17 protein-coding genes are annotated in these 20,884 nt (G+C 67.9%); 4 read left to right on the forward strand and 13 right to left on the reverse strand.

The window, feature by feature from the left end; translation table 11 throughout:
• Nucleotides 1-68 precede the first annotated feature (68 nt).
• Nucleotides 69-1,214 (forward strand): hypothetical protein, encoded by a 1,146-nt coding sequence (locus tag VH571_RS01135; RefSeq protein ID WP_423262915.1) that lies wholly within the window; start codon nucleotides 69-71, stop codon nucleotides 1,212-1,214.
• Nucleotides 1,215-1,993: 779 nt separating this feature from the next.
• Here VH571_RS01135 and VH571_RS01140 read toward each other — a convergent pair.
• Together VH571_RS01140 and VH571_RS01145 are read right to left on the reverse strand one after the other, a co-directional pair.
• Nucleotides 1,994-4,186: a glycosyltransferase family 39 protein gene (locus VH571_RS01140; protein ID WP_423262916.1), complete on the reverse strand. Its 2,193-nt coding sequence runs from the start codon at nucleotides 4,184-4,186 to the stop codon at nucleotides 1,994-1,996.
• Nucleotides 4,187-4,392: 206 nt separating this feature from the next.
• On the reverse strand, nucleotides 4,393-4,959 hold the full coding sequence (locus tag VH571_RS01145; RefSeq protein ID WP_423262917.1) for an NAD(P)H-dependent oxidoreductase: 567 nt from the start codon (nucleotides 4,957-4,959) through the stop codon (nucleotides 4,393-4,395).
• A 331-nt stretch (nucleotides 4,960-5,290) separates the two neighbouring features.
• Between VH571_RS01145 and VH571_RS01150 the strand changes: the two genes are divergently transcribed.
• On the forward strand, nucleotides 5,291-6,574 hold the full coding sequence (locus VH571_RS01150; protein WP_423262918.1) for a sodium:proton exchanger: 1,284 nt from the start codon (nucleotides 5,291-5,293) through the stop codon (nucleotides 6,572-6,574).
• A 431-nt stretch (nucleotides 6,575-7,005) separates the two neighbouring features.
• Here VH571_RS01150 and VH571_RS01155 read toward each other — a convergent pair whose 3' ends face one another.
• The 7 genes from VH571_RS01155 to VH571_RS01185 form a co-directional block, all read right to left on the reverse strand.
• A complete protein-coding gene (locus tag VH571_RS01155; protein WP_423262919.1) occupies nucleotides 7,006-7,713 on the reverse strand; it encodes a metal-dependent transcriptional regulator in 708 nt (235 codons plus the stop codon).
• Nucleotides 7,714-7,798: 85 nt separating this feature from the next.
• Entirely contained in the window at nucleotides 7,799-10,105 is a 2,307-nt protein-coding gene (locus tag VH571_RS01160; protein WP_055959957.1) for an FdhF/YdeP family oxidoreductase, read from the reverse strand.
• On the reverse strand, nucleotides 10,102-11,034 hold the full coding sequence (gene fdhD, locus VH571_RS01165; protein WP_423262920.1) for a formate dehydrogenase accessory sulfurtransferase FdhD: 933 nt from the start codon (nucleotides 11,032-11,034) through the stop codon (nucleotides 10,102-10,104). Before fdhD ends, VH571_RS01160 begins: the two co-directional genes overlap by 4 nt.
• A gap of 30 nt (nucleotides 11,035-11,064) precedes the next feature.
• Entirely contained in the window at nucleotides 11,065-12,246 is a 1,182-nt protein-coding gene (locus VH571_RS01170) for a molybdopterin molybdotransferase MoeA (protein ID WP_423262921.1), read from the reverse strand.
• Complete coding sequence (locus VH571_RS01175; protein WP_423262922.1) at nucleotides 12,243-12,509, reverse strand: DUF6457 domain-containing protein; 267 nt, start codon at nucleotides 12,507-12,509, stop codon at nucleotides 12,243-12,245. The genes VH571_RS01170 and VH571_RS01175 overlap by 4 nt, the downstream gene beginning before the upstream one ends.
• 8 nt (nucleotides 12,510-12,517) lie before the next feature.
• The gene (mobA, locus tag VH571_RS01180) at nucleotides 12,518-13,177 is read right to left on the reverse strand and encodes a molybdenum cofactor guanylyltransferase (protein ID WP_423262923.1); all 660 of its coding nucleotides are present in this window, start codon (nucleotides 13,175-13,177) and stop codon (nucleotides 12,518-12,520) included.
• A 30-nt stretch (nucleotides 13,178-13,207) separates the two neighbouring features.
• Nucleotides 13,208-14,791 carry a DHA2 family efflux MFS transporter permease subunit gene (locus VH571_RS01185; RefSeq protein WP_423262925.1) on the reverse strand — a complete coding sequence of 528 codons (1,584 nt, stop codon included), beginning with the start codon at nucleotides 14,789-14,791 and terminating at the stop codon, nucleotides 13,208-13,210.
• 451 nt (nucleotides 14,792-15,242) lie between these two features.
• Between VH571_RS01185 and VH571_RS01190 the strand changes: the two genes are divergently transcribed.
• Complete coding sequence (locus tag VH571_RS01190) at nucleotides 15,243-16,331, forward strand: hypothetical protein (RefSeq protein WP_423262926.1); 1,089 nt, start codon at nucleotides 15,243-15,245, stop codon at nucleotides 16,329-16,331.
• A 109-nt stretch (nucleotides 16,332-16,440) separates the two neighbouring features.
• Here the strand turns inward: VH571_RS01190 and VH571_RS01195 are convergent, their stop codons facing one another.
• Nucleotides 16,441-17,283 carry an aldo/keto reductase gene (locus VH571_RS01195; protein ID WP_423262927.1) on the reverse strand — a complete coding sequence of 281 codons (843 nt, stop codon included), beginning with the start codon at nucleotides 17,281-17,283 and terminating at the stop codon, nucleotides 16,441-16,443.
• Nucleotides 17,284-17,633: 350 nt separating this feature from the next.
• On the opposite strand from VH571_RS01195, the gene VH571_RS01200 reads away from it, so the two are divergent.
• A complete protein-coding gene (locus VH571_RS01200; protein WP_055959976.1) occupies nucleotides 17,634-17,921 on the forward strand; it encodes a hypothetical protein in 288 nt (95 codons plus the stop codon).
• Between the two features lie 62 nt (nucleotides 17,922-17,983).
• Here VH571_RS01200 and VH571_RS01205 read toward each other — a convergent pair whose 3' ends face one another.
• From VH571_RS01205 to VH571_RS01215, 3 genes are read right to left on the reverse strand one after another with little or no spacing between them, the layout of a single operon-like run.
• Complete coding sequence (locus tag VH571_RS01205; RefSeq protein ID WP_423262928.1) at nucleotides 17,984-18,943, reverse strand: hypothetical protein; 960 nt, start codon at nucleotides 18,941-18,943, stop codon at nucleotides 17,984-17,986.
• The gene (locus VH571_RS01210; protein ID WP_423262929.1) at nucleotides 18,940-19,635 is read right to left on the reverse strand and encodes a response regulator transcription factor; all 696 of its coding nucleotides are present in this window, start codon (nucleotides 19,633-19,635) and stop codon (nucleotides 18,940-18,942) included. The genes VH571_RS01205 and VH571_RS01210 overlap by 4 nt, the downstream gene beginning before the upstream one ends.
• Nucleotides 19,628-20,878, reverse strand: coding sequence for a sensor histidine kinase (locus tag VH571_RS01215; protein ID WP_423262930.1), 1,251 nt, complete (start codon nucleotides 20,876-20,878; stop codon nucleotides 19,628-19,630). The genes VH571_RS01210 and VH571_RS01215 overlap by 8 nt, the downstream gene beginning before the upstream one ends.
• Nucleotides 20,879-20,884 lie beyond the last annotated feature (6 nt).

Below are 20,884 nucleotides of genomic sequence, written 5' to 3' on the forward strand. Positions count from 1 at the left end.
CGATCGGGTGTAATGTCTTTCTGTGTTGCATACTGCAACAGTAACTCCCCTCGTCTTTGAAAGGCAGCATGTCTACGAATACGCACTCGCTCCAGGAGGTCGCGATCCGCCAGTCCCCGCGTCGTGACGACCACAGCCACCGGCTGCCGTCGTCCTCGTCGGGCCGCGAGACGCCCGCTGGTCCGCGCATGTTCCTGGGCACGCCGGTCGCTGTCTTCAAGGCGTTCGGCACCGCGATCCTCGTGCCGCTCTTCCTGGGCCTCGGAATGACGCTTGCCTACCTCGGCGCCTTCCACCAGCCGACGCCGCACGAGCTCCCCGTGGCAGTCGTGGGCACCAGCGCCGAGGTCAAGGTCTTCGCGCAGACGCTCAGCGACGGGGCCGACGGCCAGCTCAGCGTGCGCACCGTCTCCTCCGACGCGGTCGCTCGCCGGCTCATCACCGACCGCGAGATCACAGCCGCGTACGAGCCCACCGCCACCAGTGCGTCGCTCCTCGTCTCGTCGGCCGCGTCCGAGACGAGCGCCAACGTCGCCCAGAAGGTGTTCCTGCCGATCGCCTACGAGTCGAAGCTGCCGTTCACCGTCGTCGACGTCGTGCCGTCGTCCGCCAACGACTCAACCGGACAGGGACTCTTCTTCCTCCTCGTCGGGCTCAGCGTCGGCTCGTACGCCACGGCTGCCGCGGTCGCCGCCTTCGCCTCACGTCTCGGGATCCGCTGGTCGCTCGTGACCGCCGCCGTCCTCTCCGGCGTCGTCGCCGCCATCGCCCTGATCATCGCCGGGCCCGTCTACCACGTGGTCGACGGCCACGTCTGGGGCACCTGGCTCGCCGGCTGGCTCTACTCGCTGGCCATTGTGCTGATCGGCGTCGGCCTGCACCCGGTGCTCCGCCACTGGACCACCGCCGCCCTCACCATGCTCTTCGTCATGTTCAACTTCACCTCGTCGGGCGGAATCTTCGCCGTGCACCTCATGCCCGCGTTCTTCGCCGCTCTGAACGGCTTCTGGAACGGCGCCGCCTGGCTCGACGCCGCGCAGACGATGCAGTACTTCCCCGGCCAGGCCTTCGGGTGGGACATCCTCCGCCTCGGCATCTGGGCCGCCGTCGGCCTCGGCCTGACGCTGCTCACCCACCTCCTGAGCCGTCGCCGCACGCGCATTGCGAACGAGCGCGTCGTCATGCGCGAAGAGGAGCAGGTGGTGGCGGCGTAGGTGGGTGGCGCGGTTGCGTGCGCGGTTGCGGTCGCGTGCGCGGTTGCGGTTGCGGTCGCGGTCGCGTTCGCGTTCGCGTTCGCAGAACAGGAGACCAGTCCCGCGTGGGCGTGAGCACGCGGGGTGCGGGGCGAGGCAGCGACAGAACGCCTAAAGTACGACCAGCGCCAGAGCGATCGCACCGCAGAGCCACCCGACGCCAGGGCCCGCGGGAGCGCTTGGCCGGCTGGAGCACGTCAGGGACTCCTGGTTCTTCTTCTCTGGGCGCAACTCAGGCATCGAGGCCCCGCGAGGCTCCGCACCCGCGCAAATCGCCCCACGCGCGCCTCGTTGCCTGAAAAGCGAAACGCACGCAGGATCCTGCACCACCCCGCACACCCCCACCCCGCCCGCAACTCAGGCATGCAGGGCCGGCCAAGCCCTACGCCCTCGCAAATCGCCCCACGCGCGCCTAGTTGCCTGAAATCGAAACGCGCGCAGGATCCTGCACCACCCCACACACCCCCACCCCGCCCGCAACTCAGGCATGCAGACCCGGCCAAACCCTATGCCCGCGCAAATCGCCCATCTCGCAGCTCATCACCTGAAAAGCGGACCGCACGCAGGATCCGGCCCATCGCCGCACACCCCACCCCGCCCGCAACTCAGGCATCCAGGGCCAGCCAGGCCCCACACCCGCGCGAATCGCCCCGCATGCACCTCGTTGCCTGAAAAGCGAACCGCACGCGCAGAGCGGCCGCAGGACGCCCTCGCATCCTGCGGCCGCTCACCCGCGTGAACTACTTTGCAGCGGACAGGTCGTACACCGTGCTCCCGCCCACGGTCGTCGCCGTGAAGTTCGCCTCCACCCAGGTCTTGATCGCCGAGGAGGTCGACGATGAGCCGCCGCCCATCCCGCCTCCTGAGCCACTCGACACGTAGTAGCCGATGTCGCCCGCGGCCACGTAGGCCTTGAACTCGGCAAGAGTCGGCGTCGGGTCGTCACTCCAGCCGCCGATGGCCATTACCGCGGTGCCGCTCGACAGTTCGAGCGTCGCCGCCGACTGGTCGTTGTTGACCGCTGCCGCCCAGCGCGCGGTGCTCTTCTTCAGGAGGGTATCGAGGGCCGTGGAGGAGGTCGTGCCACCCATTCCCGCAGAGGAGGACGACGACGAGGATCCGCCCGACGCCGAGTCATCCGACGTGCTCGAGGAGCCCGAGTCCGTCCCGCCCGGCGCGGTGCCGCTCGGCGCGGTGCCGCTCGGAGCGGAGTCGCCCGAAGGCATCTCACCGGAGGGCATTTCGCTCTCTGAGCCTGACTCGCCGCTCTCGCTGCCGCCGGGGCCACCAGTGCCGGACGGCGGGGTACCGCCACCGCCAGCGCCACCCGCGCCGCCACCCGTGCCGCCGCCCATGCCGCCGCCACCCATACCGGACGAGCTCGACGACGATCCCACGCTCGGAATCGACCCCGAGTGCCCGACCGACGCCGTCGCCACGGCATACGCTCCCGATCCCCCGAAGGCGAACAGGGTGCCGACCAGCACGGCCGCGAGGGTCACGCGACGGAAGGCCGCGATCGAACCGATCACGAAGCCAATTGCCGCGAGCACCGAGCCGATCAGCACGACCCACTTGAGCCAGGGCATCCAGGTCGCGTTCTCGGAGAGGAGGTGGAACGACCACGCGCCCGTTCCGGCAATGGCGACTGCCAGGCCGAGGCGTCCGAGCCAGGTGGTGCGCATGCGCCAGAGGAGGGCGCCGCCGATGCCGATGAGTCCGGCGATCGCCGGTGCCAGAGCGACCGTGTAGTACGGGTGGATCGTGCCGCTGGTGAAGCTGAAGACGAGGGCCGTGACGATCAGCCAGCCGCCCCACATCACGAGGCCGGCGCGCAGCGGGTCGAGGCGCGACCGGCGACCGGCGACGATCAGACCCAGCACGAGCAACAGCAGTGCGGCGGGCAGCAGCCACGAGATCTCGAGTCCCATCTCGCTCGAGAAGAGGCGGGTGAGGCCGGTCGAACCGCCGAAGGATCCGCCTGCGGTTCCCCCTCCGGCACCGCCACCGCCGCCGTTGCCGGACCCCGAGCCGAAGAAGCGGCCGAGCCCGTTGTAGCCGAAGGCGAGCTCCAGCACCGAGTTGTTGGTCGAGCCGCCGATGTACGGGCGGGAGTCGGCCGGCCAGATGGCGACGATCGCGACCCACCAGCCGGCACCGACGACGACTCCGACGAGCGCGCCGAGCACGTGCAGAAGGCGCTTCCAGATCGTCGTGTTGGCCGCGAGCAGGTAGACGAGCACGAAGGCCGGGGCCACGAGGAGGCCCTGCAGCATCTTGGTCAAGAACGCGAAGCCCAGCACGAGCCCGGCTGCGGCCAGCCACTTCCAGCTCGCCCTGGGCAGAGCGCGCACCACGAAGTAGGCGGCCAGCGTCATGAGCAGGACGAGGAGCGCATCGGGGTTGTCGAAGCGGAACATCAGCGCGGCGGCCGGGGTGCAGGCGAGCGCGAGGCCGCCGACGAGGGCACCGGTGGCCGAGAGACGCGGGCCGAGCCCGGCGAGGCTGCGACGCACGATGGCGAAGACCAGCGCGACGCTGCCCACGCCCATCAACGCCTGCGGAACGAGCAGGCTCCACGAGTTGAAGCCGAAGATCCGCGCCGAGATGCCCATCACCCACAGCGACGCCGGCGGCTTGTCGACGGTGATGAAGTTCGACGAATCCAAGGATCCGAAGAAGAGAGCCTTCCAGCTCTGACTCCCCGCCTGCACGGCAGCGGCGTAGAACGAGTTCGCCGTGCCGCTGGCCGACAGCCCGACGATGTAGAGGAGGCCCGTGGCGACGAGAAGCCCCCAAAGGCTCGGCCTGACCCAGGCGGGGTCGGCGCGGCTGCCGAGGAGCACTCGGGCGGCGAGTCGGCGTTCTCCGGTGGCACCGGGCGACGGTCTGGTCGCGGTGCTTCCGGTGAGAGGTCCGGCGTGTGCGGTCATGGGTAGTCCTCCGGGTTGGCGGACTTCGAGGATCGCTGGCGCGGCTTTCGGCTTTCTATGAGGCGCCGATACGCCTGCTATGCATCGTGCGCGCCACAGACGTCGAGACGTCGAAACCCTCGCGGTCGGCGAGCAGGTGGCCGGGGAACCACCACGCACGCCGCCCCGCGAGGGTTCAGCGTTCGAACTACGCTACAAGCGCAGCTCTAAGCAGCAGCGACCTCGGAGGTGGCGGCGACGAGCTTCTCGACGACGTCGCTCAGCTGGCCGACGACCTCGGCGTCGTCCTTCGGGTGAGTCTCGGCGAAGCGGACGACCGAGCCGGGGATCGCGAGCTTGACGTCGTCGAGCACCTTGGCGCCGGTGATACCGAAGGCCTTGCGGGTCTCGTCCTGCGCCCACACTCCGCCGAACTGACCGAACGCGGAGCCGATCACTGCCGTGGGCTTGCCCACGAGGTTCGACTCGCCGTAGGGGCGCGACGCCCAGTCGATGGCGTTCTTGAGGCTGGCGGGGATGGTGCCGTTGTGCTCGGGTGTGACCACGAGGATCCCGTCGGACGCACCGATGGCCGCGCGGAGCTTGGCGGCTCCCTCCGGCACGGCACCCTCGACGTCGATGTCTTCGTTGTAGAAGGGGATGTGGCCGAGGCCCTCGTGAATCGTCAGCGTGACGCCCTCGGGGGCGACCTGGGCGGCCGCCTCGGCGAGCTGGCGGTTGGTGCTGGCAGCGCGGAGGCTACCCACGAGGACGAGGATCGAGGAATCGGACATGTTTTCTCCTTTGGTGGCAAACAGTTACAACCCGCTCAATTCGGCCGACCGCGGTCGTATTCCCGCGGTCACGAATTAGGCGACGCGTGATGTCGATTTCGGCGATCCGAAAAGCTGGTGGAGTGCCCGAGCCCCATGCCAGGGTGGACGAATCGAAGGGGAGTAGTTCCTCCAACGGTGCGTCGACATACTGGCGGTCACGACGACCAGCCCGGCGTACCTCCTCGTGACAGCCGCTCCCGGCGGCTGAGCGAGGCGAACGAGACCTTCGGCCATTGAGGCCGAAGCTCCTCCCTGCCCGGAAGCGCTCGGCCGCGACCGAAAGCCCGCCATGATCACTCGTTCTCTTCCTGCGCCACTGGTGCGTCGGATCCTGCTCTGCCTCGCCATCGCTGTGCCCGCCGTGGTGTTCCGCATCACCGGTTTCGCGCCGAACCCCGTCGTCGATCTGGTCGTGTTCGGGGCCGCCGTCGTCGCGGCGTCGTTCTTGCTCGCCTGGGCTGCCGAAGCCGCGCAGAAAGACATCTCGGGGGCGCTCGCCATCGCGATCCTCGCTCTCATCGCCGTCTTGCCGGAGTACGCCGTCGACCTGTACTACGCGTTCCGCTCCGGCTCCGATCCGGCTTACGAGCAGTTCGCCGCAGCCAACATGACCGGCTCGAACCGCCTGCTGCTCGGCTTCGGCTGGCCGCTCGTCGTATTCGTCGCGCTCTTCATCGCCCGTCGCGCCGCCGCGGCTCGAGGAGCATCCGGCCGCGCGGTTCCCCGGGCACTCGACCTGCCGGGATCCTCGCGTCTCGATGTCGGCGTGCTCGCGATCGTGGCCGTCATCGCGTTCGTGATCCCGCTCACCGGACAGATCGCGCTGTGGTTCGGAATCATACTGATCGCTATCTTCGCCGCCTACCTCTGGCGGGCCGGCAACGCCGCGAACGATGACGACGACGAGGAGTTCGTCGGAACGGCAGCGCACATCGCGGGCCTGCCCGCACGCCTTCGCAAGATGACGTTCGTGGCCATGTTCGTCGTCGCGGCGGCCGTGATCCTCTCGTCGGCGGAGCCCTTCGCCGACGCCCTCGTGCAGTCGGGGTCGTCGCTCGGCATCGACAGCTACTTCCTCGTGCAGTGGCTCGCGCCGCTGGCCACCGAGGCGCCGGAGTTCATCGTCGCGGTGCTGTTCGCCCTGCGCGGCGAGGGTGCCGCCGCCATCGGAACGCTGATCGCCTCGAAGATCAACCAGTGGACCCTCCTCGTCGGATCGCTCCCCATCGCCCACCTCCTGGGTGGCGGCGGCACCGACCTCCCCCTCGACGAACGCCAGGTCGAGGAGTTCGTCCTGACGGCGTCGCAGACCGTGATGGGGGTCGCGATCATCGTCGCGCTGCGGTTCCACCGGTGGGCCGCCATCGCGCTGGTCGCCCTGTTCGCCCTGCAGTTCGTCGTCACCGGCGAGACCGGGCGCTACGTGCTGAGCACCGTGCACATCGCGGTCGCCCTCGTGGCGCTGTGGCTACAGCGGCGCGACATCCTGCCGACGATCACGGCGCCGTTCCGGCGGCAGTCGTCCATCGCGGCGGGCCCGGGCGAGCGGGAGCTGGCGGGTTCGGAGCGCTAGCAGCGCGGGCTCGGGTGCGGGACGCCGGGCTCGCGGTGCGGGGTGCGGGCTCGGGGTGCGGGTGCGGGTGCGGGCGCGCATTTCAGGCATGCAGGCGCGCCCGGCAGCGCTCACCCCGCTACGCGGCCGCGCGGATGCAGACTTCCTGATGCCTGCACGGTGGGCAGGGCGTCGTGGGGGCAGACGCCAGGGCCCGCGGGAGTGCCGCGCTGAGCCGATCGCGCTGAGGTCCCCCTGGTTTTCCTGAGCCGGGTGCGTCGACGACGGAACGGATCAGGGTTCCTGACTCGTGGGCACCCGAGCACAGCGCTCCCGCGGGCCCCGACGCCACGAGGCTCGGCGCCGCGCACTCCGCGCCGCTCGCGAGATGGCCGAAACTGTGCCCCCACCGCCGCGCACCCGTCGATCAAGCCACCTCGCGAGAGCGCTTGCTAGTGGGCGTGCCCCTCGGCCGCGCTCGTCACCCAGATCGCCTCGGCCGCGACGGTCGCGAGCTCGGTCGCCCCGACGACGGTCAGGTCGCCCGCCTGGAGGATCTCGAGCCCGAGACTCCCGGCGAAGGCGTGCCGCTCTGCGAGGCGGACGTGCGACCCGACCGTGATGGCGAGCCCTCCGAGAAAGCGCAGCAGAGCAGGATCGTGGTCGCTGACGCGTACGACACCCGCGCACGATCCGTCGCCGAGTTCGGTCAGGCGCCGACCGCGCGGGTGGGTGATTGTTCCGTCAGCGCGGGGAATCGGATCGCCGTGGGGGTCGTGGTCAGGAAACCCGAGCTCGGCGTCGATCTTGGCGAGGAGGCGATCCGAGACGGCGTGCTCCAGGATCTCGGCTTCGTCGTGCACTTCGTCCCAGCCGTAACCGTGGTGCTCCACAAGATAGGTCTCGATAAGCCGGTGACGCCGGACCACCTGAATGGCCAGCGCACGGCCGGTCGGGCTCAGCGTCGCGCGACCGTACGGCTCATACTCGAGGTACCCCTCGCGGGCGAGCTTTTTCAGGTTGCCCGAGACACTCGACGCGACGACACCCAGAGTTGCAGCGAGCTCGTTTGTCGTGAGCCCCTCACCCGACCACTCGTGGGCTTTCCAGATGACCTTGACGTAGTCCTCCGTCATGGTGCCGGCGGTCGATGTGCTCATGCTCTCAGGGTATTGGCCCAACACCGCACCCATCACCTGCCGCCGACCACACCGGCGCCGTCACCGCCGAAACAACTACCGCCGCTCACACCACCGCCGGAACCGCAGCCGGCACGACTCTCACCAGCACGGCCTTCGACACGGGCGTATTGCTGGCGATCGATGCGCTGTCGAGGGGCACGAGCACATTCGCCTCGGGGAAGTAGGCGGCGGCGCATCCCTTCGCCGTCGGATACGACACCACGCGATAACCCCGCAGGGCGCGCTCGACGTCGTCGGTCCAGTCGGTGAAGACGTCGACCGACTGCCCGTCTACGAGACCGAGTTCGTCGAGGTCGTCGGGATTGATGAAGACGACCTCGCGACCCTTTTTGATGCCGCGGTAGCGGTCGTTGAGGCTGTAGATCGTGGTGTTGTACTGGTCGTGAGAGCGCAGGGTCTGCAGAAGGAGTCGCCCCTCGGGTCGCTCGACGTGCTCGAGGTCGTTGACCGTGATCATGGCCTTGCCCGTCGCGGTGTCGAAGGTGCGGGAGTCGCGCGGCCCGTTCGGCAGAACGAAGCCCTCGCGGCTTCCGGCCCGCGCACTGTAGTCGTCGAACCCGGGAACGACCCGGCTGATGTGATCGCGGATGACGTCGTAGTCGTCTTCCATTGCCGTCCAGTCGACGGGAACGCTGTCGCCGAGCGTTGCTTTCGCGAGCCGGGCCACGATGGCGATCTCGGAGAGGAGGCCCGGTGCGACCGGAGGCACCTGCCCGTGGCTGCCGTGAACCGAGCAGACCGTGTCTTCGACCGAGACGAACTGCGGACCGGCCTTCTGAATGTCGATCTCCGTGCGACCCATCGTGGGCAGGATGAGTGCCTCCGCCCCCACGACCGCGTGCGATCGGTTGAGCTTCGTCGAGACCTGCACGGTCATCTCCGTGCCGCGGAATGCCTTCTCAGCGGCCTGCGTGTCGGAGATGGCGGCGACGAGGTTGCCGCCCATGCCCATCCAGAATTTGATCTCGCCCTTCTGCATCGCTTTGATGCCCTTGAGTGCGTCGACCCCGTGCTTGCGCGGCGGGTCGAAGTGGAACTCCTGCTGCACAGCGTCAAGGAAGGTGTCGGACATCTGCTCCCAGATGCCCATCGTGCGGTCACCCTGCACGTTGCTGTGACCTCGGATCGGCGACGCACCCGCTCCGGGCTTGCCCATGTTGCCCCGCAGCAGGAGCAGGTTGATGATCTCTTTGATCGTGTCGACGGCCTTGCGGTGCTGGGTGATACCCATCGCCCAGGTGATGATGACCCGATCGGCCGAGATGTAACGCTCGGCGAGTTCGTCGATCTCGGCCGTGCTCAAGCCTGTCGCCAGCAGCACCTCGTCGTCGTCGATCTCGGCGACGTGCGCGCGGAACTCTTCGAGCCCAGCGCAGTGCTCCTCGAGGAAGGCGTGGTCGAGCACGGTGCCGGGCGCCGCGTCTTCGGCAGCGAGCACCCTTTTCGACACGGCCTGGAGCAACGCCATGTCGCCCCCCAGGCGAATCTGCAGAAACTGGTCGGCGATCTCGGTGCCGTGCCCGACGACGCCGCGAACACGCTGGGGGTTCTTGTATCGACGCAGACCGGCCTCGGGCAGAGGGTTGACCGCGACGATCTTGGCGCCGTTCTTCTTGGCGTCTTCGAGGGCGGTCAGCATCCGCGGGTGGTTCGTGCCCGGGTTCTGCCCCATCACGATGATGAGGTCGGTGTTCTCGAAGTCGTCGTACGCGATCGTCGACTTGCCGATGCCGACGGTCTCGGACATCGCCACGCCGGTCGATTCGTGACACATGTTCGAGCAGTCGGGCAGGTTGTTCGTGCCGAAGGCACGCACGAAGAGCTGATAGATGAACGCCGCCTCGTTGGAGGTGCGGCCAGACGTGTAGAAAGACGCTTCGTCGGGAGAGGCGAGCGAGTTGAGCTTCGACCCGATGATCTCGAACGCGCGCTCCCACGTGACCGGCTCGTAGAACTCAGAGCCCTCTCGCTTGTAGACCGGTTCGGTGAGGCGCCCCTGCATGCCGAGCCAGTACTCGCTCTTGTCGAGGAGGTCGCTGATCGGGTGCTCGGCCCAGAACGTGCGCGGCACGAGCACCGGGTTGGCCTCCCAGGTGACCGCCTTGGCGCCGTTCTCGCAGAACTCCGCGACCTTGCGGTGATCCGGGTCGGGCCAGGCGCAGCTCATGCAGTCGAAGCCGTCTTTTTGATTGAGCGAGGTCATCAGCTTGACGGTGCGGGCGAGGCCGAGCTGCTTGATCGCGGGCTCCATCGAATGCAAGACGCCCGGCACCCCGGCCGCCCATTCGCGGGGCGGCCCCACGGTGAGGTCGTCGTCGTTCACATCGTGGACGGGAGGCTTTTCGGTCATCGCGCGCTCGCAGTCTTCTCGGAGATCGTCAGTTCGTTCGTGAGTTGCAGTGTGGCCCGCCCGTCAGGCGAGGGCTCGGAGGTCGACGCGGAGGGAGCAGCGCCCAGGATCCGATCCGAACGCGAGTACACGACCATGCTCTGCCCCCGCAGAAACCCGACGATCGTGACACCAAGCTCCGTCGCCAGGTCGATGGCGAGCGAGGAGGGAGCCGACACAGCGGCCATCACGGGGATCCCCGCCATGGACGCCTTCTGCGTCAGCTCGAAGCTGGCCCGACCCGACACCATGAGAACCGTGCCGGTGAGCGGCAGGCGGTCTTCTTTCACTGCCCAGCCGACCACCTTGTCGACGGCGTTGTGCCGCCCGACGTCTTCGCGGATCACGAGCATCTCGCCGGTGGCGCCGTCGAAGAGCGCAGCCGCGTGCAGCCCACCGGTCTTTTCGAACACGGCCTGCGCCTCTCTCAGGGCGTCGGGGAACGTCGCGAGAACGGCAGGATCGACGACGAGTTCGTCGTGTTCGACAGCATGCTGGGAGCTCGTCCGCACGGCATCGATAGAGGCTTTGCCGCAGAGCCCGCAGGAGCTGGTGGTGTAGAAGGCTCGCTGGAGACTCGGATCGGGTGGCGCAACTCCCGGAGCCAGGAGCACGTCGAGCACGTTGTAGGTGTTGAGCCCCTCGTCGGTCGCGCCGGCGCAGTACATGGCCCGCATGAACTCGTCGCCTCGCGCGATGACCCCCTCGGAGACCAGGAATCCGGCCGCCAGATCGAAGTCGTTGCCGGGAGTCCGCATCGTGATGGCGAGAGCGGTACCGCCAACGCGAATCTCGAGCGGCTCTTCGACGGCGAGAGTGTCGATGGTCAGCGTCGGGGCCTTGCCGACGGTCACCCGAGTGACCGGGGCACGTGACGTGATGCGGTTCATAAGTGCAGGCCTATCATTCGAAGGAGAGGATCACCAGGGCAGTCGCACGGTGTCGAGCATGTCTCCACGTCGAGCACCGCCCGGAGGGGCCATCATCAGCCCCTCGGATTTGGTCAGACCCCGCAGCATGGCGGATGACTGCTGAGAGGCCGGCACAGCCCCGCTCTCCCCCATCGCGTAGGCGAGAACGAGGTCGTCGTCGCGGCGATTGTCGATGTCGACCCCGGTTGCGACTCGACCGGTTGCCGGCAGCGGCCGCCCGAGGAGGCCCGCGACGAGAGGGAGCCCGAGACTCACGAGGCAGACCATCGCTGCCATGGGGTTACCGGGAAGACAGAGGTAGAGGCGGTCGGCCTGCTTCGCCAGCAGAACCGGGTGCCCCGGCCGCATGGCGGTGCGATCGATGACGAGCTCGGCGCCGAGTGCGCTGAGGGCGGCACGGATGTGATCTGTGCTGCCCGCCGCAGTGCCGCCCGTCGTCACGACGAGCTTCGCCTCGACATCCAGTGCCGCGACCGTCGACGAGAGGTCGTCGGGAACGCGTTCGGCGCTTCGAGGATCAGCCCCGACCGACCGCAGGATCCCCGGGAACACGTGGGTGAACACATCGCGCACCTGCCCCGCCCGAGGTGGCCCCGACCCCACGATCTCGTCGCCCAGCACTCGCACGGCGACCACGGGCGCCTCCGCCACCTCGACGCTGTCGACCCCGGCGGCGGCGGCGAGTGCCGCCCGAGGCGGCGTCAGGATTGTTCCGGCCGTGAACAGGAGCTCGCCCACCCGGACCTCCTCCCCCGCCGGCCGAATATGGCGACGTCGCGGTGCATCGCCCCCGAGCGCGGCGCGGAGCACGAGTCGGCCGCCACTGTCGACCTCTCCGTCTTCGGCTCGAACGACCCGGGTTGCCCCGACGGGAACCGGTGCTCCCGTCGTCACCGGCCGAGCAGCGCCCGGCGCCAAAGGATCCCCGGCTGGCACGTCGCCCGCCACGATGGGTGCTCCTATCGCCCAGGGCCCGTCTCCCGAGACGACCCAGCCGTCCATAGCCGAGCCGTCGTGTGCGGGAACGTCGGTCGGAGCAAAGAGATCGTCCGCCAAGGTGCGGCCGACGGCAGTAGCCAGGGAGATCGTTTCGACGCGCATCGACTGACGGGCACCGGCCTCGTGAGCCAGTGCCCGGGCGGCGAGCCAGCCGGGAAGCGACTGGCTCATCGCGAGGCGGTACCAGCGTCGTCGGTCGCGAGCCGTGTGGCGACACCGACCGCGGTGGTCACGTCGGCCGCGCCCCCGCCCTGCAGCCCGGCCGCATACCCCACGAGGAACGTCGTGACCGGGGCGGCAGGCCGCGCAATGCCGTGGGCTGCATCGCGCGCGAGGTCGAGAACCTCATCGAGATCGAGCTCGAAATCGGCGGGGAGCTGGAGGGCCTCAGAGAGCCTCGCGACCCAGGTGGTGAGAACGTCGTGGTCGGTCATGGAGCTAGTCAATCAGCCCACCCGAGATCGCCGTCGGCGTTTTCCACAGGGTTGACACCGAGTCGCCGCGCGTCGTCCGGGGAGTCCACGTCGGCACAGAGCGCGCTCGCCACCGGCACCTCGACCACCCGGAGGGGGCCGAGGAGCCGCCGCAGCGAGAGCCCGGCGAGCTGGCCCGCAGCTTCGTGCTCGCGAACCGCGGCGCGGAGGCTCTCTGCCCGGTACAGCGCGAGCAGTGGCTGCCTGCGACCGGAATCGTCGACCGCAACGTACCCCTCCGGGTCGTCTTGCCCGGACCGGTCGACAACCCCTTCGCGTAGTGCGACCACGGCCTCTGCGGCCCTCGGAACGTCTGCGGCCAGGACCAGCACCCACGTCGACGACCGCGACGAGGAGCCTCGCCGATCACGCGACAGCGCAGCTAGCCCGGCGGCGAGGCCTGCCGCAGGGCCGGAAAAGGGTGGCTCCTCACCGGCGGAGAGAACGGCCGAGGGCACGACTTGCCCGGGTCGCGCGCTGACGACGACGATTCGTTCCGCACCCGCAGCCGCCTGCACGGCACGCTCGAGCAACGTCGCGCCTTTCGCAACGAGTGCCGTCTTGTCGATGCCACCGAGACGGGAGGCGCGACCGCCCGCGAGGATCACCGCGTCGAACGTGCCTTCCATACCCGTGCCGCTAGCCCCTGAGAAGTGGGTTCAGTGCGCCATCGGCGTCGGAGCGCCCTCGATCACCGGCGGCTTGCGCACGAAGAAGCTCGCGACGATGGCCAGCAGCGACACCAGCGCCCCGGCGAGGAACGCCATCTGGACTCCCGCAGCAGTGGCATCGACATCACTCGCGCCCGCGGCGATCTTGGAGGCGGCTCCTGTCGAGAGCAGGGTGACGAAGAGCGCCGTGCCGACGCCCGCCATCACCTGCTGAACGGTATTCAGGATCGCGCTCCCGTGCGAGTAGAGCTCGGGCTTGAGCGAGCCGAGCGACGACGAGAACAGCGGAGTGAACGTCATGGCCAGCCCGATGCTCAGGATCACGTGCGTGACCGGGATCATGAACGCCGGAGTGCCCGCGTGCAAGAACATCGCCATCGTCCAGAGCGCTCCGCTGACCAGGATCGAGCCGACGATGAGCAGGGTCGACGGACCGAATCGATCGTAGAAACGGCCGACGAAGGGCGAGAGGACACCCATGATGAGCCCACCCGGCAGCAGCAGCAATCCGGTCGTGAGCGTCGTGAGGCCGAGGACCGACTGCATGTAGATGGGCAGGATGATGAGCGTGCCGAACAGCGCGATGCTCGAGACGGCGATCATCGCGATGGAAATCGAGAAGTTTCGCGTCAGGAACGTGCGCAGGTCGAGTAGGGGCGACGACACGCGTGCGAGACGGGTCTGACGAAGGATGAACAGAGCGAGAGCCACGACGCCGACCACGACGGGCACGAGCGGAGGAACCGGCTGCGGCGACCCGGAAGCCGCTTCGCCGACGCCCGCGAGACCGTAGAGCAGACCGGCGAAGGCGAAGGCCGACAGGATCACCGACAGGACGTCGAGGGGCACCTTGCGAGGAACGGTGACGTTCTTCATCTTGACTGCGCCGAGGATCAGGGCGACGACCGCGATCGGCAGCACGATGATGAACATGAAACGCCAGCTGAGCGCGCTGAGAATGATGCCGGAGATAGTCGGGCCGATGGCCGGCGCAACCGAGATGACGATCGAGATGTTGCCCATGGTGCGACCGCGAGCTGCGGGCGCAACCAGGGTCATGGCCGTGGTCATGAGCAGCGGCAGCATGATCGCGGTGCCACTCGCCTGGACGACGCGGGCGATCAGCAGCACGGAGAACCCGGGCGCGATCGCCGCGATGAGGGTGCCGACGCTGAACAGGGACATCGCCAGCAGGAAGACCTGCCTGGTGTGGAATCTCTGAAGCAGGAAACCTGTCACCGGGATGACTACGGCCATCGTGAGAAGGAAGCCGGTCGTTAGCCACTGGGCGGTCGCGGCCGTAACCTTCAGGTCGATGATCAGGGTCGGCAGGGCGACGCTCATGATCGTCTCGTTGAGGATGACCACGAAGGCCGAGACGATGAGCAGCCCGATGACGAGGCGGTTGCGGGCGCTGTCGTCGGCAGGGGCGGAAGAGGCGCCTCCGGCGGGCGCAGTGCCTTTGGCAGGCGCAGTGCCTTTGGCAGGCGCTGTGGCGCCGGCCGAGGCGGCGCCAGGTGAGGTGCCGCGCGAGGCGGCCGGCGTGGAGACAGTGTCGTTCGTCAAGAGCATTCCAGTGATCGTGGCGGGCGCGGTGAAGAGGGGGGGGGAGAGAGACGCGTGGCGCTGAACGCGTCAAGGATCGAACGTGGTGGTTTGGTCAGTATTCCCCCTGCCGCCGACATTCTGAAGGCCCGAGGCGAGAAGAGGTTCGCGCATCAGGATTCCAGGCGCGAGCGGGCTCCACCGCCCAGTGCCCACGGCGTCCGCGAGCTCTCTTTCCTGAGGAGCAAATCCTCGCGACCACTCATCTGCACTGACCCCGGCCAACTCACGCAGGCACTACCCCACGACAGGACAAACACTTTGTATTTTAGATTGAAAGTGATATTTTGGATTAGTGACTCTTACCCGTGAACGCTTTGGTCAAACCCGCCAAATAGGCCGCTCCTCCCTGGTGCGGCTCAGCCCGATCGTTTCCGTTTCGGTTCTTTTCGCCGTCTCGCGGCTGTGGAGTTCCGGCTTGCTGGCGGGCGTCTTCTTTGCCGGCACCGATCTCGGGCTCACGCCGTTCTCCCCCGAGTCGACTAACGGCTCGTTCCTGGATTTCCTGACTCTCTGGGATGGCACGCACTATCGCGAGATCGCCTCGGTCGGATACCCGACGACTCTGCCCACCACCGACGAGGGAAGGGTCGACGACAACTCCTGGGCATTTCTGCCCGTCTTCGGCGTTCTCGCCGGACTCGTCGCCACGGTCACGGGACTCAGCTACAGTGCCGCGGCGGTCATGCTCTCCTGCCTCGCCGGCGGAGCCGCCAGTTACGCGCTCTATCGACTCGTGGAGCCACGGATCGGTCACCGTCCGGCCCTGTGGACAGTCGCCTTCTTCACGTTCAGCCCACTCGGATTTCTGCTGCAGGTGGGCTACGCCGAGGGCCTGTTCGCGTTCCTGACCTTTTCGACGCTGATAGCTCTCTCCCAACAGCGCTACTGGATCATGCTGCCTTTCGCGCTCGTCGCGGCGTTCACCCGACCCGGAGCACTCGCTCTCGCTCTCGCCCTCGGCATTCACGTCGTCCTCCGGCTACGGTCCGGTCAGAAGTTTCCCCGCAACGAACTCCGTGCAGCCGTCACCGTCGGCCTCCTGATAGCAGCGGCAGGCCTCTCCTGGCCCGTCATAGCCTGGGTGGTCACCGGCGTACCCGACGCCTACCTTCAGACAGAAATGGCGTGGTGGTCGAAGTACATCGATTACGTCGACTTCCTGCCCCTGACACCGTGGTTCTTGTTCTTCCACTCCAAGCTCGGAGCAGTCGGCTTCGCGGTGCCGGTCGTTCTCGCCGCACTCTTCGTGCTGTGGATCTCGCGGCGGTCTCTTCGACCCCTCGGCTCCGACCTCCTCGCCTACGGAGCGAGCTACGGCCTATACCTGTTTGCCGTGTTCCTCCCACAGCAGAGCCTCATCCGACTTCTCCTCCTTCCGATGGCGCCGCTCTTCGGCGACCTCGCTCTGACTCGCGGACGGTGGCGACCCCGTGTCGTCCTCGCCGTCTGCCTTGTAGCGCAGCCGATCGCGGTCGTGGCGCTCTGGTACTCGTACTTCCCTTGATCGCGAGCCGTCGGATCCTTGGTTCTGTCGGAGCGCACGAACACGCCCCGCACACACGAGAACGCCCCGCCGACCGAAGTCGACGGGGCGTTCGAGCTAGATGGAGTGACTAGCTAGGGATGTAGTTGAACTCGTCCGGGTTAGGGCCGGTGCGCTCGTCTCTGTTTCGCATGGAGATGTCGGTCATGTCGCCGTCGGTCAGCTCGAAGTCGAACAGCTCGAAGTTCTCCTTGACGCGCGAGGCGGTCACCGACTTCGGGAAGACGATGTCGCCGCGCTGGATGTGCCAGCGGAGAGTCACCTGCGCGGGCGACTTGCCCACGCGCTCGGCGATGCGGACGATGGTCTCGTCGTCGAGCACCTTGCCCTGGGCGATGGGCGACCAGGCCTCGGTGGCGATGCCGTGCTCGGCGCCGAAGGCTCGCAGGGGCTCCTGCGTGAGGAACGGGTGCACCTCGATCTGGTTGACGGCCGGGGTCACAGTGGCCTCCTGCGCGAGGCGGCGCAGGTGGTGCTCCTGGAAGTTCGAGACACCGATGGCACGGGCGCGACCCGAGGCGTAGATCTCTTCGAGCGCCTTCCAGGTTTCGACGTAGTCGCCCACCTTGGGCAGCGGCCAGTGGATGAGGAACAGGTCGATGTAGTCGAAGCCGAGCGCCTCCAGAGTTCCGTCGAAGGCCTTGAGGGCGTCGTCGTGGTCGTGGAAGCCGTTGTTCAGCTTGGAGGTGACGAAGATTTCTTCGCGAGCGATGCCCGACGCGGCGACTGCCTCACCGACCTCTTTCTCGTTACCGTACATCTCGGCCGTGTCGATGTGACGGTAGCCGACCTCGAGGGCCTTGAGCGTGGCCTCTTTCGTCTCGGCGGGGTCGATCTGGTAAACGCCGAACCCGAGCTGCGGGATCGTGTTGCCGTTGTTCAGGGTGATCGTGGGAACTGTTTCGTCAGTCATGCCTCTATCGAACACCCCCCGCTTTGGTGGCATTCCAGATTTGATTAGCAGGTGTACCCCTGGTATCGTTGCCGTCGGTGTTCTGAGTCGAGACTATCTATCTCGCTCGCACCCACCGATTCGTACCGCCTCTCCCGAGACGCATTCCACCGAATCCACACCGTCCTCGCGACAGGCATAGCAAGTCACCGACCTATGAAGTCGTCTTCTTGCCAAGTCGAAGCGCGAAGTCACCAGCACGCCGACACTCGGCGTGTGCGACACCACCCTCCCCGGGCCCGATTCTTCACCAGGATCCACCGGCTCGGCACGCGAGGGCAGGTCGCCACCCAGCATCGAAAGAACGCATCATGAACAGCACCATCACCCTCATCCGAATCGACGGGACCGTCACCACGGCCCCCTCCCTCACCCACGACAACCTCGTGGAGTTCGTCGTCGTCGACGGCTTCGCCCGCGAGTTCCTCGTCCGTCTTCCCCGTACCGAGCTCGGCATGCACGTCATGCCCGGTGCTCAGGTGTCGGCGACCGGCGCCGAAGGCTGGGTCGTTCCCGGCCGTGCCTGGCGCGACGAGCCCAGCCGCACCATCGTGCAGGCGCACGACGTGCAGCTGCGCGAACTGTCGTTCGCCGCATAAGCAGCTCGACGCAGCTTCATACGAACGGCGCTCACCCCTCGGGGTGGGCGCCGTTTGGTCACCTAGTGCGCCGGCTCCTTCGGCAGGTGCTCGCGAACGATCCGGTCGACCTCGCGCTGCACCTCTCGCTGATCAACCGGTGCCGCCCGGAGGACAGCGAGATCCGACGCCGTCACCTTCCGCTGCCGCGCGGTCTCGGCGGCGTAGAGCGCAGTCCGGTAGCCCGACGACGTCTGGCAGGCGACGTCGACCGTGGCGGTTCGCGTCTCGCGCGTGGTGATGACGGCGCCGGTCTCGTCGGGGCCGAACACCCGGCGGAGGGCGGCGGTGATCACGCCGTCGGTGGCCGGCGGAAGCCGCTCGACGGTTCTCGTCGGCACACCGGCGGCAGCGAGGCACGACCGCCAGGCGGGCAGGGTGGCGACCACTTCTGGATCCTGAATCGCGCCCCTGTACGCCTCGGTGCCGAGCCTGATGGCCAAGTCCGAGGCGGCTTGCGCCCGGTCGTCGGACTCGGCGGAGGGCAGCACTGTGCGGCGGATCTTCGACAGGCACTCGCTCTCGACGGTCGATTCGCTGTCGGTGAGGCGGGATCCTGCGCCGGAGAAGAACTCCGACCAGAGATAGGCCGAGTAGCCATCCGGCCGCACGGCCCGGTAGGCGCGCGATGCGGCAGCAGTCGCGTCGGTGGGCCGGAGTACGTCTGCTTCGGGTCCGGCGAATTGCGCCGCGAGGCTGGAGGGATCCTGCCAGGGAATCGACCAGTCCACCCCGCGCTTCGCCATGCACTCGGAGGTGAGCAGCAACTCGGCATAGTTGTATGAGAAGTCGTTGACCTCGATGTACCGATCGAGCGGCATGGCCCAGTTCGCCACGTCGGGCGAAGCGAGTGCAGGAAGGGTCTGATCTGCTGGCTCGGGCAGATTGCGGACGGCGATGCCCGCTGTGCCGGCCACGACGACCGCGAGCACGACAGTTTTGGCGATCCACTGGTCGCCAAACAGTCGGAGGGGATTCTTCACGGGGTCATTCCGTTCTGCACGAGGGCGTGTTCGTAGGCGAAGACGACGACCTGAATGCGTCCTCGAAGGCCGAGCTTGGCGAGCACCGACCGCACGTGCGATTTGACGGTCGCCTCGCTGACGAACTGGTGCGCCGCGATCTCGAGGTTGCTGAGACCCCGTGCGACGAGGTGAAAGATCTCCGTCTCGCGGGCGGTGAGCTCGCGGAGCGGATAGGACGACTCGTGGGCGCCACGCGCCGCAGCGAACTGCCGCACGATCTCGACCGCTTCGTCGTCGGTGGGGGCGGGCGCCCCGACGGCAGCCGCACGGATGGTGCCGAGGACGACCTCCGGCGCGGCGTCCTTCGTCAGGAACGCATAGGCCCCCGCGGCGAGCGCGGCGAAGACGGCCTCGTCGCGGCGGATGGTGGTCAGCGCGATGATCCGGGGCGGGCCGTCGACAGGGGCCTGCTCAAGGATCCGGCGCGTCGCATCGATGCCACCGAGCACGGGCATCCGCAGGTCCATGAGCACCACGTCGGGCCGCTCACGCCGGACGGCCTCGACGGCTTCGCGTCCGTCCGCGGCGGTGCCCACGCAGACCAGGTCGGGCTGGGCCTCCAGCAGCATCGCCATTCCCGACGAGAAGAGACGTTGATCGTCGACGACGAGTACTCGTGTGGACGAGGGGCTTGTGCGCAACTCAGGCATTCTGCTCTCCTCCGCGCGCGGCGGGCACGAAGGCCGTGACGAAGAACGACCCGGTTCCTGATTCGCGCACCGCGCTCAGCCAGCCGCCGGCGAGGCGGGCGCGCTCCGTCATTCCGGCGATGCCGATCCCGCGACCCGTGGACGCCACGAGGGGGCCGGCACCCGACGACTCGACCTCGAGGCGGAGCCCGGTGTCGTCGCGCGCCATGTCTACCCGCACGGCCGCGTCGGATCCTGCGTGCTTGAGGGCATTCGTCAGGCTCTCCTGCACGATGCGGTAGACCGCCACCTCCTGCGCTTCGGTCAGCGGCGCGGCCGCATCGCCGGTCTCCGCGAGGGTGATGCCCATGCCCACCTGACGCATCGACTCGACCAGCGCGGGCACGTCGCCGAGGGAGACCCGGGGTGCGGTGGTGTCGTCGTCACCCGTGATCTGCTCGACGAGGCTGCGCACATCGACGAGAGCCGTCCGTGCGACGTCGGTGACGGTCGCGAGCGCCTCCCCCGCGACGGCGGGCCGTGTGGCACTGAGGGCGGCCGCACCCTGCGCCTGAGACACGATCACGGCGAGCGAGTGCGCCAGGGCGTCGTGCACGTCGCGCGAGATGCGGGCCCGATCCTCCGACAGCCGCAGCTCGACGTCGATGCGATCGAGCTCGTCGCCGGTGCGCTCGACGTCGCGCCCGACCATGCTGAGGATCCACGCCGCCAGCACCCCGAGCAGCCAGGCCGCCACCCCGACCCCGAAACCACCGAGCGCGAGCAGCAGGGCGTCTTGCCGGGGATGACCGGTCGAGCCCGTCCACGATCCCCAGGCCGACGGTCGCGCATCGGTCGGCACGCCCGTGACAACTCCAAACAGAACGCTGCAAACGGCGAGAGCCGGCAGCGCCAGCGAGCGCGTCAGGCCCCGGTGGAACACGGCGATGAAGAAGACCGCGAAGGCGACGGCAGCCTCGGCGGGCCAGGTGTTCTCATTCGGCGCGGCGACGAGGCCGACCAGTTGGAGCACGCCGACCACGACCGCAAGCCCCATCGCGACGACCGGCATCCACACCGACAGCGCGATCACGACCGCGAGGAGGGCGAAGAGTTCGGGCGACGGGTGGTCGCCGTGGCGGTTGTACTCCGCCACGAACCACAGGACGAAGAAGAGCGTTCCCGCGAGCGGCGCGACGAGCTGCCGGACGACCACGAGGATCCGAGTCGTCGTGCGTCCGAGAACGCGGCTGGGTGTCTGCATGGTTCG

Origin of the sequence: Frondihabitans sp. 4ASC-45 (assembly GCF_049472575.1) — a bacterium.
Lineage (GTDB): Bacteria > Actinomycetota > Actinomycetes > Actinomycetales > Microbacteriaceae > Frondihabitans.